This window comes from Tunturiibacter gelidiferens, from assembly GCF_013410115.1.
Taxonomy (GTDB): domain Bacteria; phylum Acidobacteriota; class Terriglobia; order Terriglobales; family Acidobacteriaceae; genus Edaphobacter; species Edaphobacter gelidiferens.
In genome coordinates, this window is record NZ_JACCCV010000002.1 from 2,112,205 (window position 1) to 2,124,960 (window position 12,756).

Consider the following 12,756-nt stretch of genomic DNA (forward strand, 5'->3'; position numbering starts at 1 on the left):
AACTTCACATGTGTGAGTCTCGCTGATGCGTTCGCGGTGGAGCAAAGGCTATCGTTGAGTGCCTCGGAGATTATTCATCAAGTTAAATCAGGGTTTCGTCAAAGCCGAAATGACTTTGGAGTTTCTGGAACCCTAACTGCTTGCCGACCGATGAAGTCTGATGTACAAAGAAAACCTCATCAATCAGCCTCCTCCCCCATCCAACCGACTCGAAGCACTACGTTGTGCTGGTTAGGATTGGCGAACGTCCAGTAATCTCTCAGTTCGATGCGGAGACTCTTGCTATCGTCCTTATGTTTGCTGAACCGGGGCAGTGCCAGCGCGAGGCCGTAGTCAAGGGCATGGCCCGTTTCAAAGAGACGGCTGTAACCGACGATGGCCATTGGCAGATACTTGGACGAGGATCGCATAAGCGGGAAACTGCTATCCAGACTGATGTATCCGGAAAGATAGCTACGGTTAGCTTGGGGCGCCATAATCCCCACTTCGATAAAGACAGGCAAGGGCACAAGAGTCATCCCGGCTCCGCACCCTGTCGCTGGTTTGGAAGCTGCAGTTGAGGTGCTCGCACCGATCCCGCAGAAGGCCCCGACATGATAGAGATAAGTGTCGTTCGGTTTGGAGGGATATGCCGATGGGGAACCCGGTTGGGATGTGGGTGTCTGCCCCGGAACCAGAGTAGACGTCTGCGAAGACGAAGTGGGAGCACTTTCGCTTTCGAGCATTTGGCGAGATTGTGCGTGAACCATAGCGTCACTGACAAAGAAAACCAGCAGAGCCAGCGTGAGGAAATGAATAGATATGGGAGCCGGTGGTACGGGCTGACATGCAGCCTCTGCGTTACGCGGTCCTGCAAACGCCCACTTGTTCCCCAGGCGAAAGTTCGCCACCGAGCAGCAAATAATCGCGATGACATTCGAGACAAGTAGCGGCAGGCGTGCCTCATGGACTAGCAACCGCATCAAGGTGAGGTTTCCCAACATCGAAACCAAACCGCTGGAGAGATGGAACCGTGCCAACTGACGGAGTCGTGTGTCGCTAGCGCGGCGGTCGCGCCACGTGTAGTGCAGATGCCAAACGAAGTTATGTAGTAGCGTGAGCTCGATGGCCGCAGCCGAGGCATACAAGTAGTGGCCAGCCGTCCAGCGGTTGAAGAGTGCGAGCAAGGCAAGCTGCAACCCCATGCCCATTGCACCCACCAGATTGAACTTCCCCCAACGAAGGAGCGTGTTCATGCCAGCGGCTCCTCACGGTATAGTTGGGTCATATGTCGCACGGTGAGGAGGATCGCAGTTGCGAACATGCACACTGATGCGATCGTTCCTCCTAGATCGAATAGCAGCATTCTGTGTCCGAATATCGTTGAGTACGGACTGCGCAGCAGCGCGAGATTACCAAGGATAAGCAGGATGCGGATCTCCGTTGGGCCGAAGATGCCCTGCGAGAGTTGAAAACGGGACAAGGTATAAGTGGCCAGATAGCTTTCACTCGACAAGAGTAGAAACGCGATCAGCATGGCGATCGCTGTTTGCCAATGTACGAAGCCGGAGAGGCCAAGGCCGCACATCAGCGCGACAGATCCGAATATGTCCACCATGTGATCGACGTAGAAGCCATAGCGAGGGCGCTGCTGGCAGCGCACACGGGCTAACGTGCCGTCCATGCTGTCTCCAAACCAGTTGAGCACCAGGCAGAGAATCACCAGCAATAAAGCGTAGCGGTTGTAGCGCGATAAGGCATAGCCGAAGCCCGCTCCGATTTGCGCACTCAGACCAAGCATCGTGAGCTGATCGGAACTGAGCCATCGCGGGGCGCGATAGGCCATCCACTGCAGTACGCGCTTCTCGGCCGACGCGGTCAGCGCCTGATTGACCCGGTGCGCCGGGATAAAGTTTGCATCATGGTTCGTTATGACGGTCTGGATATTCATCTTTGTGTCCTTTCAAAATGAGGCGACATCCTTGCGGTTATTTCCGGAGTGCATTGCATGCAGAGCGCAGCGTGAACTCGAGTGATTCGCGTGGGATGCTCTCAACGTAGGGCTGAACCGCCCAACCGACGCCGCGGGGGATAGAGCGAGTAAGCGAGATGGCCTCGATCTGCAGGTACAGACCTCCGTCCCGCTCCGCGTAGCTCCAGTAAGTGTTCAGCCGCCATAGGAAGCCGTGGTCCTCATTGGCACTTAGCGTGCGCTCGGCACCGGTACCAGCCGCTTCAATCTCGGCAATCCGCGTGCTCTCCGAGATGCTGTAGCCGTGCTGCACATCCAGTTGGCCAAAGGTGATGTCGTAGGTTGTATCCATCACCACGGTGATGACGTGCTTCTGGCGCACACGCATCCATGCCTGCATGCGGTCTGTGCCTTCGGTGAGCACTTTTGCCTGAATCACCTGGGGAGAGAAGTGCTGCGGATAGGAGTTGAAGTCGCGCACCAGCCGCTCGAAGTCTGCGGCCTTGGCTCCGGGAGCAAAGGCTGTTCCGCGCCAGTGGTGTAGGAGCGCTCCGGAGAAGTTGGCGTCCGCGGAGGGCGTGAGCTTCTCAATGATGAACTCCCCCTCTCGCAGGCGCATTTTCATGTCTTCAGGCTTGGAAGCCGCGAGAGCGAGGAAGGTACTGGGTGATCGATGCTGTTGAGCGAGCCGGGATTTTACTGCCTTGCTGTAAGAGTTGAAGGCGAAAACTGCGGCGGCTGTGGGCTCTCCCATCAGAAGGCGTGGTGCGCCCATTAGGAGCAACAGGCCGCAGATAAGGGACATTTTTCGAAGATGTGCAGAGTGGCGTCTCTTCATAAACCGCATCCTGCACTGTTTCGGGCCGGACAAGCAATGCAAGGAACCTCACCCAGTGAATATTGTTCCTCACGGTGTAAGTCACAGTAAAAATTAGACTTGTGAGGATTCCTCGCGGACGCAATCGTCTTGAATCGTGAGTTGTATTCGGTACACTGGAATCGGACATGACGGACATACGGCCAGCCAGACGCTATCGCTTCGGAGTCTTCGAAGTTGACTCGACCACCGGCGAGCTGCGCCGGAAGGGCGTGCGTGTCAAGTTGCACTCGCAGCCCTTCCAGGTGCTCTTCATGCTGCTGGAACGTCCCGGAGAGATGCTGACGCGAGAAGAGATCTGTCGGGAGCTGTGGCCCGATGGAACGTTTGTTGACTATGAACATGGCGTGAACTCGGCAGTGAATCGCCTCCGCGAAGCTCTTGGGGACAAGGCGAGCAATCCGAGATTTGTTGAAACGCTGGCCCGTCGCGGCTATCGTTTCGTAGCTCCTGTGGAGCGCATTGCGTTAGAACAAACCTCCTCCATGGCTATCGTTGCTCAGGTTTCGGAAGAGCCACCGATCGTTCCGAACAAGCAGACGAGAGCTGGATTTCTCGACCGGGTACTGGCAACACCAGACGACCTGCCTAAGAGTTCGCACTCCGTAGTGCAGACACTATTCGTTTTGCTGCAGTTGATGTACCTGGGCTTCTATGTTGGGGCACTCGCCAATCTGACGGAGATTAATGACATCTTTTCATCGCTCTCGTTTGCCAGTTGGGCGTTCACCGTCATGATTTTGACTGCCGTGCTCCTGATTCCTGTCCGAACCTTCCTGCTTTGCGCTGTGCTCTTTCGTGCGCCGGGAATGCGAGAGAAGTTTCTGAAGATTTGGCCCTTTCTATTGCTCTTCGATGTACTGTGGTCTCTCGCTCCCTTCCTGCTTTTGCACCACATCAACTATGGGTTGGCGCTGGCGTGCGTGACGCCCCTGGTCTACTCCCCTTTCGCGCAACGCTCACTTATCTTGATGGGCGCGGGCGAAATTTCGTCTACCATCCGTTGACTAGCTAATAACAGTCAATCGTCTGGCGAGGAGACAATACCCTCGTCGACAATTGCAGACTGAAATTAGCGGGATCTATAGCACCAATTACCACTAGATTTGAGCCACTGTTTCCTTTTGCTCCAGTTCTTTAACGAGCACTCCGCAACGCACAAGGGGAATAGCTCCGAAGACGCCAAAGCTGCAGTCGATGAGTCGCCATGGGAGCGGGATGCCACGGATATGACCCGCTATGAGAGCGAGCGGAATCACTCCTCCACATGCGATCAAGCCAAACGTGATGATCCACTTATTGCGTACGGGATCTCGGTAAGGTCCTATAAACAAGACAGCAAGCACAACGTGAGCAAACGCCAGCCAGTCCGTCCCATATGCCAGAAATGGATACTGTGCATTCGTTGCGGAGAGAGCGTTTTGCACGCGAACGATCCAGGGCAGCAGATGAATAGCTTCAGCGAAGCTTCGCACGAGCGGAGCTTCGAGAATAGACACCAGCCAACGCATTTCGGTTTGTAATGGAAAGGCAGTGACTCCGCTGAGAAACAACCCAGTCATAAAAATAACAAGCCAGAATCGAATCGCTCGGAGATGGTTATGCGCCAAAGACTAGACTTCCTTTCCAAAAGCCGGTCTGCATGTCGTTGAACTGCTCATATCGTAGTCTCTAGCTTATTTGCTTTCTGCTGGCGTTAGGGCATGCCTTATTGCCTCTACAGTCCCAGTCCTTGCATAGGAGGCGGTGGCGCCGATGGGACGGAGGCCTTCATCAAATCCGAACCATTCTTGTACCAATCTACCCTCCGCGTCACCACCATCACCACGGCCAGTACTGCGAACAACATCAGGGATCCCAGAATAAGCGCATTGTCCTCGCTAATGAGCAGTCCGTAGACCGCCGCATAAAGGGACGTCAGCATCGCGCCAAACCCGACGCCGCGCGTCACGCTTCGCAAGACATACGATAGGTAGAACGTCAGCAACCCTATACAAGCTGCGCTGGCAACCAGGTAGGACAGCGCAAATGCCATATGCTCCGAGAAGCTGACCAGCAGCAAAAAGAAGATCGCTAGTCCGAATCCGACTAGCAGATGCTGAACTGGGTGAATCGGTAACTCCTTGATCATCTCGAATAGGAAGAACCCACCGAACGTCAGCACAACAAATAAGATTCCATACTTCGTCGCCCGATCGCTCAATTTGTACGGATCGATCGGCGTCAGCAGACTTACATTCATTAGGTCGATTGGCTTCACCGGATTCGACTCCATCTGCACCTGCGTCCCTGTTGCCAACGAAGAGACATCCCATACGGCTGAAAACCCGTTTCCCCCCACCTGCCTTGTCCGCGGAAGAAAGCGTCCAGCGAACAGCGGTGAACGCCATGTCGAACTCAGCTCTACATGATTCGAATCTCCCACTGGCGCCACGCTCAGCTGTTCTGTCCCTGCCAGGTCCATATCGATAGCAAATTCCATATGACCTTGCAGCTCCTTCACCCCTCGTAATGGCACTCGCAGATTGGGCTGCCAACCCATAGTCGATTCAGTCCCTTGAAACATCGTCTGAGGAATCCCATTTACCACGACCGTCGGCGTCCCCACGATACCGCGCACGTCCTCAACAGACATCGCCAGATAAGGCTCACCCCACTCCACCTGTCCGGTCGTCTGTGGTGGCATAATCTCCACCGATCCTTTTAGGTGCTCCGCAAATTCATAGACTGTCACCGTATATAGCCCATGCCGCCGTTCCGTTGGCGTCAGCTTTCCACGTACATCCAGCACATGGGGGAACGACGTTGCGGTCAGCGTAGCGACATGCTCAACTCTCTTTTTCACCCCCTTCTCGCCATCCTCTATCGTCACAGTCGTCTGCGTATAAGGCCTAACCAATACAGGGCCGATCACCGTTGTGGCCCCGCGTAGCTCGCCTCTATACTCTTTACCGCATCGTCCCGGCACTTCTGTCGATCGGTGATCGTACCGTTCACCCTCGCCAGGGCAATCAAGATAACTCCTGTCACCACGCCGATGACCAGCAGCTTGAACGCCAATCTAAGGTTCATCTCATCTCCTCTTTAAAATCTCTGTCGCTTTCAATGCTGCTTCGATACGTTCAAGAATTGACTTTGCAATACAAAGCAAGTGGACGCGGCCAGGGAGCTTTGCATCGTAAAGTTATCTCCGAAAAAAAGGTTAAGCTCGAGACGGGGTTAGACCGCGCAATAAGTTGGCGGAAGGGACCTCTTTGCTTCCCTTCGTCGCGTCCTTCACTACACGTTCAAGCGTCGAAAGATATTCAAGATAACGCTTTCGTCCTTCGTGCGTGATGCGGCAGATCGTTTGCGGACGATTGCGATCATGGCCTTTCAGAATCTCAACCATCCCTTCCGTCTCCAGGACTCGCAGATGACGACTCAAATTTCCGTCGGTTAGCGAGCAAAGCTGCTTAAGATCGTTGAAGATCAGGCCCTTTGGATTTGTGATCAGAGACGTCAGAACACTGAGACGTGCACGCTCATGAATCACTCGATCAAGGCCTTCATACGCAAAGCGACCTTCGCTTGACGGAGCTTTAGTTTTCATCTGCATCCTCCTGCGTGGCAACAAACAGGATGCCAGCCACTAGCAACTGGCCCGCTCCAAAAGCAAGACCCATGGTCCACGGAGCGAGTGCGCGGCTATCTCCGAACGCAATACAAACCAACCCGGTAAGCAGGTACCAAGTCCCGGCAGCAATCATGAGGCGTGGGAGAAAGCGGCAAGACGAAAAGATCCCCAGACTAAAGATCACCTGCCAGAGTGCGGGCAGCATCCAGACGACCGCAGGGACAAAGCGTACGAGAACAACGGTGATAAGTATTCCCGCGCCGACCGCTGGGAGGAACTGCTCTACGGCCATACGGATCATCTCATTGGATAGACCAGAATGAATGCGGCGGGTCCGCGTATACATCTGTACTCCGGTCAGTGCAGCTGATAGTGCAGCAGTGCTGACCCAAATGCTCAGGTATGCCGGAATGTGGTCGGCCGGATCCTTCAAGCACATTGATTGTAGTGACGCAGCCAGAAATGCGAATGTCCCCGTAGCAGCAAGCGTTGCAGGCCCATAACCCCGAAACTGAGTACTGTGGGCCATCTGCCTGCGTATGCTGCTGATGTCACCAAGCGCCTTATGGAGTTCGCTCATGTTGTTCACTTTACACTGCAAAGTGAATTTGTGGAACAAGAATTTTTAGGTTTGAGTGCCCTTCGCAACCAGACCACGATAACCCACGGGCCAGTCCGTCTTGGCCGGTCCGAATGCGGCAGCCGATTGCTTCTTCTTTCGCGAGTCTTTCTTCGCAAAGGCCTGATTCACGACTGGCACACCCGATGTCCAGCGACATCTTCATCCAAGATGCCTGCCCCGCAGGGCAAACGGCATCTACTCGCTGAAAGTTCGTTTCTGTACAGCACTCGGCTCATCGTAATTTGACCTTGTTCAAATACTTCTTGACTTGGCAACTGATCATGATCATTATTTGAACATGGTCAAAAATGATCCGACAACTGGTAAAGGGGAGCAAACACGGAGCCATATCTTCCAAAGCGCACTCGAATTGTTTCGGGAGAAGGGATTCGACTCCGCGACGATGCAAGACATCGCCGCCCATGCCCGAGTAGTGAAGAGCGCGGCTTACTACTATTTCCCAAGCAAGGAGGCGATCATCCAGGCGTACTACGAGACGGTGCAAGCCGAGCAGGAGCGTCTCTGCGAAGAGGTGTTTGCACAAAGTACGGACCTGAAGGTTCGCTTAACGGCGGCCATGCACTCGAAATTCGAACTTGCTAAGAACGACCGTAGACTGCTCGGGGTGGTCTTTCGTTACACCGGTGAGCCCGAACATCCGCTCTCCTGTCTCGGGCGAGGAACAGCCGACATCCGCCGTCGTAGCACACAGGTTTTCCGGAACGCCATTGCGTCAGAGAAGTTGCCTAAGGATCTCCAGGAGCTTCTTCCCGTCGCTTTGTGGGCCCTTCAGATGGGCCTTTTGGTGATGTTTCTCTACGACTCGTCCGAGGGTCAGCTCCGGACGCGGCGTCTGGCTGATGGTTCGCTAGCTCTGACTCTAAAGTTGCTGAGCCTCGCGAAACTATCAATTCTAAAACCGGTTCGAACAAGGATTCTCTCGCTGTTGCGTGAGGCAGATCTGTTACCTGAAGGCTGAATGGAGAGGCAATGAGCGATATCGACGAGCAAAGCAGGAAGATCGAGCCAGCCCAGTGGAGCGTAGTCGCGATCATCGTAGCCTTCGCGGCCGGAGCCTTTCTCTACAAGCTGCTGATGCATGAGCGACTTGGTCATAGCGCCGCGATGTTCCTCGGGATACCGGCTGTTCTTGCTATCCTGCTGGCGCTGGCACCGAAAGCGAAGACCGCAACTGGAGGAATCCTAAAGGGCATTACTCTGTCGCTCCTCGTGGTGGCTCCCTTGTTGGGCGAGGGATACCTGTGCATTCTCTTCGCTTCGCCTCTCTTCTATATCGTCGGCATAGTGGTCGGACTTGCAATGGACAGGCAGCGCAGAAAGCAAGATGCGACGCTCGGCTGCGTTGTGTTGTTATTGCTGCCGATGTGCTTTGAAGGGGTGATCCCGCAGCTGACATTCAATCGAGCCCAATCGGTTGAGGCCCGAGGCGTTGTGGCTGCTCCTGCGAATGAGATTGAACATGCGCTAGCAGATGGCCCCAATGTCAATACTCCCCTACCGCTGGCTCTTCGCATCGGCTTCCCCAGCCCACTTGGCACATGGGGCGAGGGTCTCGCAGTTGGGGACACGAGGACCATTCATTTCGCGGGGGCAGAGGGAGACCCTCCAGGGGACCTTGTTATGCGAGTGACGGAGCGTCACCCCGGCTACGCCCGCTTTGAGACGGTAAGTGACCAGAGCAAACTCACCCAGTGGGTGCAGTGGACCAGTTCAGAGGTGGAGTGGAAGGCACTGGACGAGGGTCACACGACAGTGACATGGCGCATCGACTTCATGCGGCAGCTCGATCCGTCATGGTATTTCACTCCATGGGAGAGAGCGGCAGTAAAGGAAGCGGCGGCGTACTTGATCGACGCTAACGCGACACCTGTGCGGAGGTACTGATGGACCACGCCGATTGGGAACGAGCAGCTGCCGTATACGTACCTCTGGCCGCCGCGATTATTGCGAGGCTGCTCTACGGCCGACGGCCGCGCCAGTTCGCTGCGTGCTTGCTCAGCGTCTTGTGGACGCTACCGTCGCTGCTCCTTCTTCAACGCTTAAATGAGTATGCGGGTTGGTGGAGCTTCGCAGCGGGCTCAGAGGTTGCGTTTCGCGGGATGCCGTTGGAGCTTTTCTTTGGGTGGATTATCCTGTGGGGCCTTGTTCCTCAACTGGCGCTTCCACGCATAGGCATAATTTGGTGCGCTGTCGTTATGGTCGCTCTTGACTGCATCGTGATGCCGATGTGCAGTTCGGCAATATATTTAAAAGCTCATTGGCTGGTGGGAGAGGCGGCGGGCAGCGGCCTGGTACTAATCCCTGCGCTTTGCATAGGACGCTGGACTTACGAGAATACGCACCTTCGACGTCGTGCGGCGCTTCAGATCACCACATCCGGCATGTTGTTTCTGTTTCTCGTGCCGGAGATCATCTTCGCGCTGCGGCCTGGAACTGGGTGGGGCCCACTGTTTGGTTTATCGAGTTGGGCCCGGCAGATCAGTCTTCAGATGATCTTGCTGCTCGCGATACCCGGTATTAGTGCGGTTACGGAGTTTGCAGAGCGCGGATTTGGAACACCTATCCCTTACGATCCGCCCCAACAGTTGGTAACGAGCGGCATCTACCGATATTGCGCCAACCCAATGCAGCTGTCCTGCACGTTGGTTATGGCGACATGGGCTGGCGTGCTCAGGAGCGGCTGGATGCTGTTGGCCGCCGGTGTATCGGTCGTCTACAGTGCAGGGATCGCCGCCTGGGACGAGGAAGAAGATCTGGCTCGTCGTTTCGGGAGCGAATGGCGGGACTACCGGTCTGCCGTCAGAAATTGGTGGCCAAGGTGGAGACCGTACCATAGCGGACCTCCCGCGCTCATCTTCATTGCCCGTAGTTGTGGCCCTTGCAGCGAGGTTCGGACCTGGCTCGAAGCGAGATCGCCTTTGGGATTGCAGATCGTCGATGCGGAAACGTTACCCGCAGGATCGATCCAACGGATGCGGTACGAGCCCGGATACGGAAGCGGCACTGTCGATGGTGTTCGTGCGATGGGCAGAGCGCTTGAGCATCTACATCTTGGCTGGGCCTTGTGCGGGGCGGCACTGCGTCTTCCGTGCGTTTGGCAACTCGTCCAGTTGTTCTTGGATGCGGCTGGTTTAGGTCCACGCGTGATCAGTTGCGAGTTGGACATGAGTCCGCAGCACACAGACCGAGAGTTGAGCTCAAGGCCATGATCAAACTTGAAGAGACCACAGTCATCGATGCCCCAATCCAGCGATGTTTCGACCTCGCCCGCAGCGTCGAGGTCCACTTGATCGCGAATGTACACTCCGGGGAACAAGCACTTGCAGTTGGTGAAATTACCTCAGGCCTCGCCGGTCTCGGCCAGCAGGTCACGTGGCGTGCCAAACACTTCGGCATATGGCATAACCTGACCAGCGAGACGACTGCCCTGGAGCCGCCATCCCATTTTCGGGTCACGATGATTCAGGGCATCTTCCGCTCCATGCAAGCCGACCATCTGTTTCGAACCCTTCCATCCGGCGAAACCGAAATGAAGGACATCTTTGCGATCGCCGCCCCACTTCCCTTTCTTGGACCTTTGGCCGAAGCCCTGTTTCTGCGGGGCTACATGCTGGCCCTGGTACGTGAGCGCAATGCTGTTATCAAGCAGATCGCAGAGTCATCCGACTGGCGGCACTACCTGCCTTCCCCTGAAGAATTACGAGAGGATGTGCCGCGATGAGGATCGTCATCCCCGGAGGTACGGGTCAAGTTGGGCAGATCCTTGCCCGCCACTTTCATCACCAAGGGCATTCTGTCACCGTCCTCAGCCGCAGTCCTCATGCCGCCCCCTGGCGTGTGATCCCCTGGGACGGTGTCACCCTAGGCCCTTGGATCGAGGAACTCGACCGAAGCGACGCTTGCATCAATCTCGCGGGCAGGAGCGTCAACTGCCGCTACACTCCGGCAAATCGTCGCACCATCTTCGAATCGCGGGTTCGATCAACGCAGATACTCAATCAAGCTATCGCTGCGGTTGAGAACCCTCCTTCCGTCTGGCTCAACGCCAGCACCGCCACGATCTACCGTCACGCGCTCGACCGTCCCATGGACGAAGCTACCGGCGAGTTCGGCGGCGACGAACCAGGCGCACCCGATACCTGGAACTTCTCCATTCAGGTGGCGAAAGCTTGGGAAGAAGCATTCTTCTCCACCCCAACTCCTGGCACGAGGAAGGTCGCGCTACGCAGTGCCATGACCCTGAGTCCCGATCGGGGCGGGGTCTTTGATGTTTTTCTCAGTCTGGTTCGTCGTGGTCTCGGAGGCACAACCCTGCCCGGCAACCAATACGTGTCATGGATCCATGAGGCGGACTTCATCCGCGCTATCGAATTCCTCATCGAGCGACAGGATATTGCCGGAGCCGTCAACCTTGCCTCTCCCCATCCGCTGCCGAACTGCGACTTTCTACGTACCCTTCGCCAGGCATGGGGCACACGCATCGGTCTGCCCACCGCAAGGTGGATGCTCGAAATCGGCACCTTTTTTCTGCGCACAGAATCCGAACTTATCCTCAAGAGTCGCCAAGTTGTTCCTGGCCGTCTTCTCGACTCTGGATTCGAGTTCCATTATCCCGGCTGGCCCGAAGCATCATGCGAGCTAGTAACCCGCTGGATGGCCAGTAGAAAAGAAATGTTTAGCTCTCAGCAGTAGCTGGTTAGTTCAGAGAGGTGACCTCTGCTTTCTTCAACTTTTGAACAGTTCACATCTATGCGGCCAGTCCGTGTCTGCTACTGGTGGCCGAACTGCCCGCAATGTCGCCAATACCTGCAGTCAGTCCACTCACTTCACGCATTCCCGATCCAATTTCCACAATACGGGCATTATTTGCACAAAAAAATAGGCGTGACATTCGATGCTTTTCAAACGGATCACGAGTATCTTACGAATCAACGGAGGAGAAATCTTCCAGTAGGAGAGGGTCGACAAAGTCCATCTGGAGAACCGGCGACGGGACTTGCTGAGCACTCAGGAAACTGGATGTTTATGGATGGGATGAGAAAGCTCTCACAACGAATGTGATGACAGCAATATTGGGAGCCCGGGCTTCGCTCGCAGTCCCCAAATTATTCTGAAGTGGCAATCAGTTGTGATCCAGATCCGAACCGGGTCTTCGAAAATCGGAAAGCAGGGGGCGAAATCTCGAAAGAGAAAACGCCCCTTTCGCTTTTTCGTAATCGTAGTTCCCATACCGTCGTTTGCATTCCTGATTACCGTCGCACTCCGGCAACACGTTCAAGGAGAGTGCGGGCGGCGACGAGAGTAGCACCGATTCGAGTCTCAAACTCGTCTTGAAGGTGAAGCCCGTTGCAAACCTCGTTCAGTGCATTCTGGACAATACAGACCTCCTCAAGTGTGAGGTCCAGTCGAGCGCGTGCAGCTGCTCCAACGGCTACAAGACCGCACTCTCCCTCTACGAATACGCGCTCTTCGACAACGACCTCCTGACCTGTTCGGTAAACCCATTCCTCATTATCTGGATCGGTGGGTTCGCTCACGATGCGGTATATCGCCTTAGCGATAGGTTCCGCAGTGACAGGCCTCCACACATCGGTCCCTTCGTTCAGCAGTGGGACATAGATAGTTTTCGTCTGCATGACCGTCAGCGTAACAGCTTGCCCGTTCTAGGG

At 55.3% G+C, this 12,756-nt stretch carries 13 protein-coding genes and 1 pseudogene; 6 read left to right on the forward strand and 8 right to left on the reverse strand.

Features of this window, described 5'->3' with window-relative positions; all coding sequences use genetic code 11:
* Positions 1-179: 179 nt before the first annotated feature.
* From HDF12_RS20845 to HDF12_RS20855, 3 genes are read right to left on the reverse strand one after another with little or no spacing between them, the layout of a single operon-like run.
* On the reverse strand, positions 180-1,235 hold the full coding sequence (locus HDF12_RS20845) for a GtrA family protein (protein WP_179586598.1): 1,056 nt from the start codon (positions 1,233-1,235) through the stop codon (positions 180-182).
* Positions 1,232-1,930 carry a CDP-alcohol phosphatidyltransferase family protein gene (locus HDF12_RS20850; RefSeq protein WP_179586600.1) on the reverse strand — a complete coding sequence of 233 codons (699 nt, stop codon included), beginning with the start codon at positions 1,928-1,930 and terminating at the stop codon, positions 1,232-1,234. The genes HDF12_RS20845 and HDF12_RS20850 overlap by 4 nt, the downstream gene beginning before the upstream one ends.
* A gap of 37 nt (positions 1,931-1,967) precedes the next feature.
* Positions 1,968-2,576: a hypothetical protein gene (locus tag HDF12_RS20855; protein ID WP_179586601.1), complete on the reverse strand. Its 609-nt coding sequence runs from the start codon at positions 2,574-2,576 to the stop codon at positions 1,968-1,970.
* Between the two features lie 380 nt (positions 2,577-2,956).
* Here HDF12_RS20855 and HDF12_RS20860 point away from each other — a divergent pair, with 380 nt between their 5' ends.
* Positions 2,957-3,835, forward strand: a complete 879-nt coding sequence (locus tag HDF12_RS20860; protein WP_179586603.1) for a winged helix-turn-helix domain-containing protein — start codon at positions 2,957-2,959, stop codon at positions 3,833-3,835.
* A 93-nt stretch (positions 3,836-3,928) separates the two neighbouring features.
* Here the strand turns inward: HDF12_RS20860 and HDF12_RS20865 are convergent, their stop codons facing one another.
* From HDF12_RS20865 to HDF12_RS20880, 4 genes and pseudogenes are all read right to left on the reverse strand, one after another.
* Positions 3,929-4,339, reverse strand: coding sequence for a hypothetical protein (locus HDF12_RS20865; RefSeq protein WP_257025753.1), 411 nt, complete (start codon positions 4,337-4,339; stop codon positions 3,929-3,931).
* A 206-nt stretch (positions 4,340-4,545) separates the two neighbouring features.
* A pseudogene (gene creD / locus HDF12_RS20870) lies at positions 4,546-5,900 on the reverse strand (cell envelope integrity protein CreD).
* A gap of 130 nt (positions 5,901-6,030) precedes the next feature.
* On the reverse strand, positions 6,031-6,420 hold the full coding sequence (locus HDF12_RS20875; RefSeq protein WP_179586605.1) for a transcriptional regulator: 390 nt from the start codon (positions 6,418-6,420) through the stop codon (positions 6,031-6,033).
* Positions 6,410-7,024, reverse strand: a complete 615-nt coding sequence (locus tag HDF12_RS20880) for a hypothetical protein (RefSeq protein ID WP_179586607.1) — start codon at positions 7,022-7,024, stop codon at positions 6,410-6,412. The genes HDF12_RS20875 and HDF12_RS20880 overlap by 11 nt, the downstream gene beginning before the upstream one ends.
* Before the next feature lie 340 nt (positions 7,025-7,364).
* Here HDF12_RS20880 and HDF12_RS20885 point away from each other — a divergent pair, with 340 nt between their 5' ends.
* The 5 genes from HDF12_RS20885 to HDF12_RS20905 all read left to right on the forward strand — a co-directional run bounded on the left by HDF12_RS20885 (position 7,365) and on the right by HDF12_RS20905 (position 11,779).
* Positions 7,365-8,045: a TetR/AcrR family transcriptional regulator gene (locus HDF12_RS20885; RefSeq protein ID WP_257025836.1), complete on the forward strand. Its 681-nt coding sequence runs from the start codon at positions 7,365-7,367 to the stop codon at positions 8,043-8,045.
* Between the two features lie 11 nt (positions 8,046-8,056).
* Positions 8,057-8,971, forward strand: coding sequence for an SRPBCC family protein (locus tag HDF12_RS20890; RefSeq protein WP_179586611.1), 915 nt, complete (start codon positions 8,057-8,059; stop codon positions 8,969-8,971).
* A gap of 605 nt (positions 8,972-9,576) precedes the next feature.
* A complete protein-coding gene (locus HDF12_RS23000; RefSeq protein WP_373563994.1) occupies positions 9,577-10,296 on the forward strand; it encodes a methyltransferase family protein in 720 nt (239 codons plus the stop codon).
* Complete coding sequence (locus HDF12_RS20900) at positions 10,293-10,808, forward strand: SRPBCC family protein (protein WP_179586615.1); 516 nt, start codon at positions 10,293-10,295, stop codon at positions 10,806-10,808. The genes HDF12_RS23000 and HDF12_RS20900 overlap by 4 nt, the downstream gene beginning before the upstream one ends.
* Positions 10,805-11,779, forward strand: coding sequence for a TIGR01777 family oxidoreductase (locus HDF12_RS20905; RefSeq protein WP_179586617.1), 975 nt, complete (start codon positions 10,805-10,807; stop codon positions 11,777-11,779). The genes HDF12_RS20900 and HDF12_RS20905 overlap by 4 nt, the downstream gene beginning before the upstream one ends.
* A 557-nt stretch (positions 11,780-12,336) precedes the next feature.
* Here HDF12_RS20905 and HDF12_RS20910 read toward each other — a convergent pair.
* A complete protein-coding gene (locus HDF12_RS20910; RefSeq protein ID WP_179583716.1) occupies positions 12,337-12,723 on the reverse strand; it encodes a hypothetical protein in 387 nt (128 codons plus the stop codon).
* Between the last annotated feature and the right edge of the window lie 33 nt (positions 12,724-12,756).

Coding starts and splice junctions, on each gene's coding strand:
- HDF12_RS20900 (WP_179586615.1), top strand. CDS start 10,293: ATGATCAAACTTGAAGAGACCACAGTCATCGATGCCCCAATCCAGCGA.
- HDF12_RS20850 (WP_179586600.1), bottom strand. CDS start 1,930: ATGAATATCCAGACCGTCATAACGAACCATGATGCAAACTTTATCCCG.
- HDF12_RS20865 (WP_257025753.1), bottom strand. CDS start 4,339: ATGCGTTGGCTGGTGTCTATTCTCGAAGCTCCGCTCGTGCGAAGCTTC.
- HDF12_RS20890 (WP_179586611.1), top strand. CDS start 8,057: ATGAGCGATATCGACGAGCAAAGCAGGAAGATCGAGCCAGCCCAGTGG.
- HDF12_RS20855 (WP_179586601.1), bottom strand. CDS start 2,576: ATGAAAATGCGCCTGCGAGAGGGGGAGTTCATCATTGAGAAGCTCACG.
- HDF12_RS20885 (WP_257025836.1), top strand. CDS start 7,365: ATGGTCAAAAATGATCCGACAACTGGTAAAGGGGAGCAAACACGGAGC.
- HDF12_RS20880 (WP_179586607.1), bottom strand. CDS start 7,024: ATGAGCGAACTCCATAAGGCGCTTGGTGACATCAGCAGCATACGCAGG.
- HDF12_RS20910 (WP_179583716.1), bottom strand. CDS start 12,723: ATGCAGACGAAAACTATCTATGTCCCACTGCTGAACGAAGGGACCGAT.
- HDF12_RS20845 (WP_179586598.1), bottom strand. CDS start 1,235: ATGAACACGCTCCTTCGTTGGGGGAAGTTCAATCTGGTGGGTGCAATG.
- HDF12_RS20860 (WP_179586603.1), top strand. CDS start 2,957: ATGACGGACATACGGCCAGCCAGACGCTATCGCTTCGGAGTCTTCGAA.
- HDF12_RS23000 (WP_373563994.1), top strand. CDS start 9,577: ATGATCTTGCTGCTCGCGATACCCGGTATTAGTGCGGTTACGGAGTTT.
- HDF12_RS20905 (WP_179586617.1), top strand. CDS start 10,805: ATGAGGATCGTCATCCCCGGAGGTACGGGTCAAGTTGGGCAGATCCTT.
- HDF12_RS20875 (WP_179586605.1), bottom strand. CDS start 6,420: ATGAAAACTAAAGCTCCGTCAAGCGAAGGTCGCTTTGCGTATGAAGGC.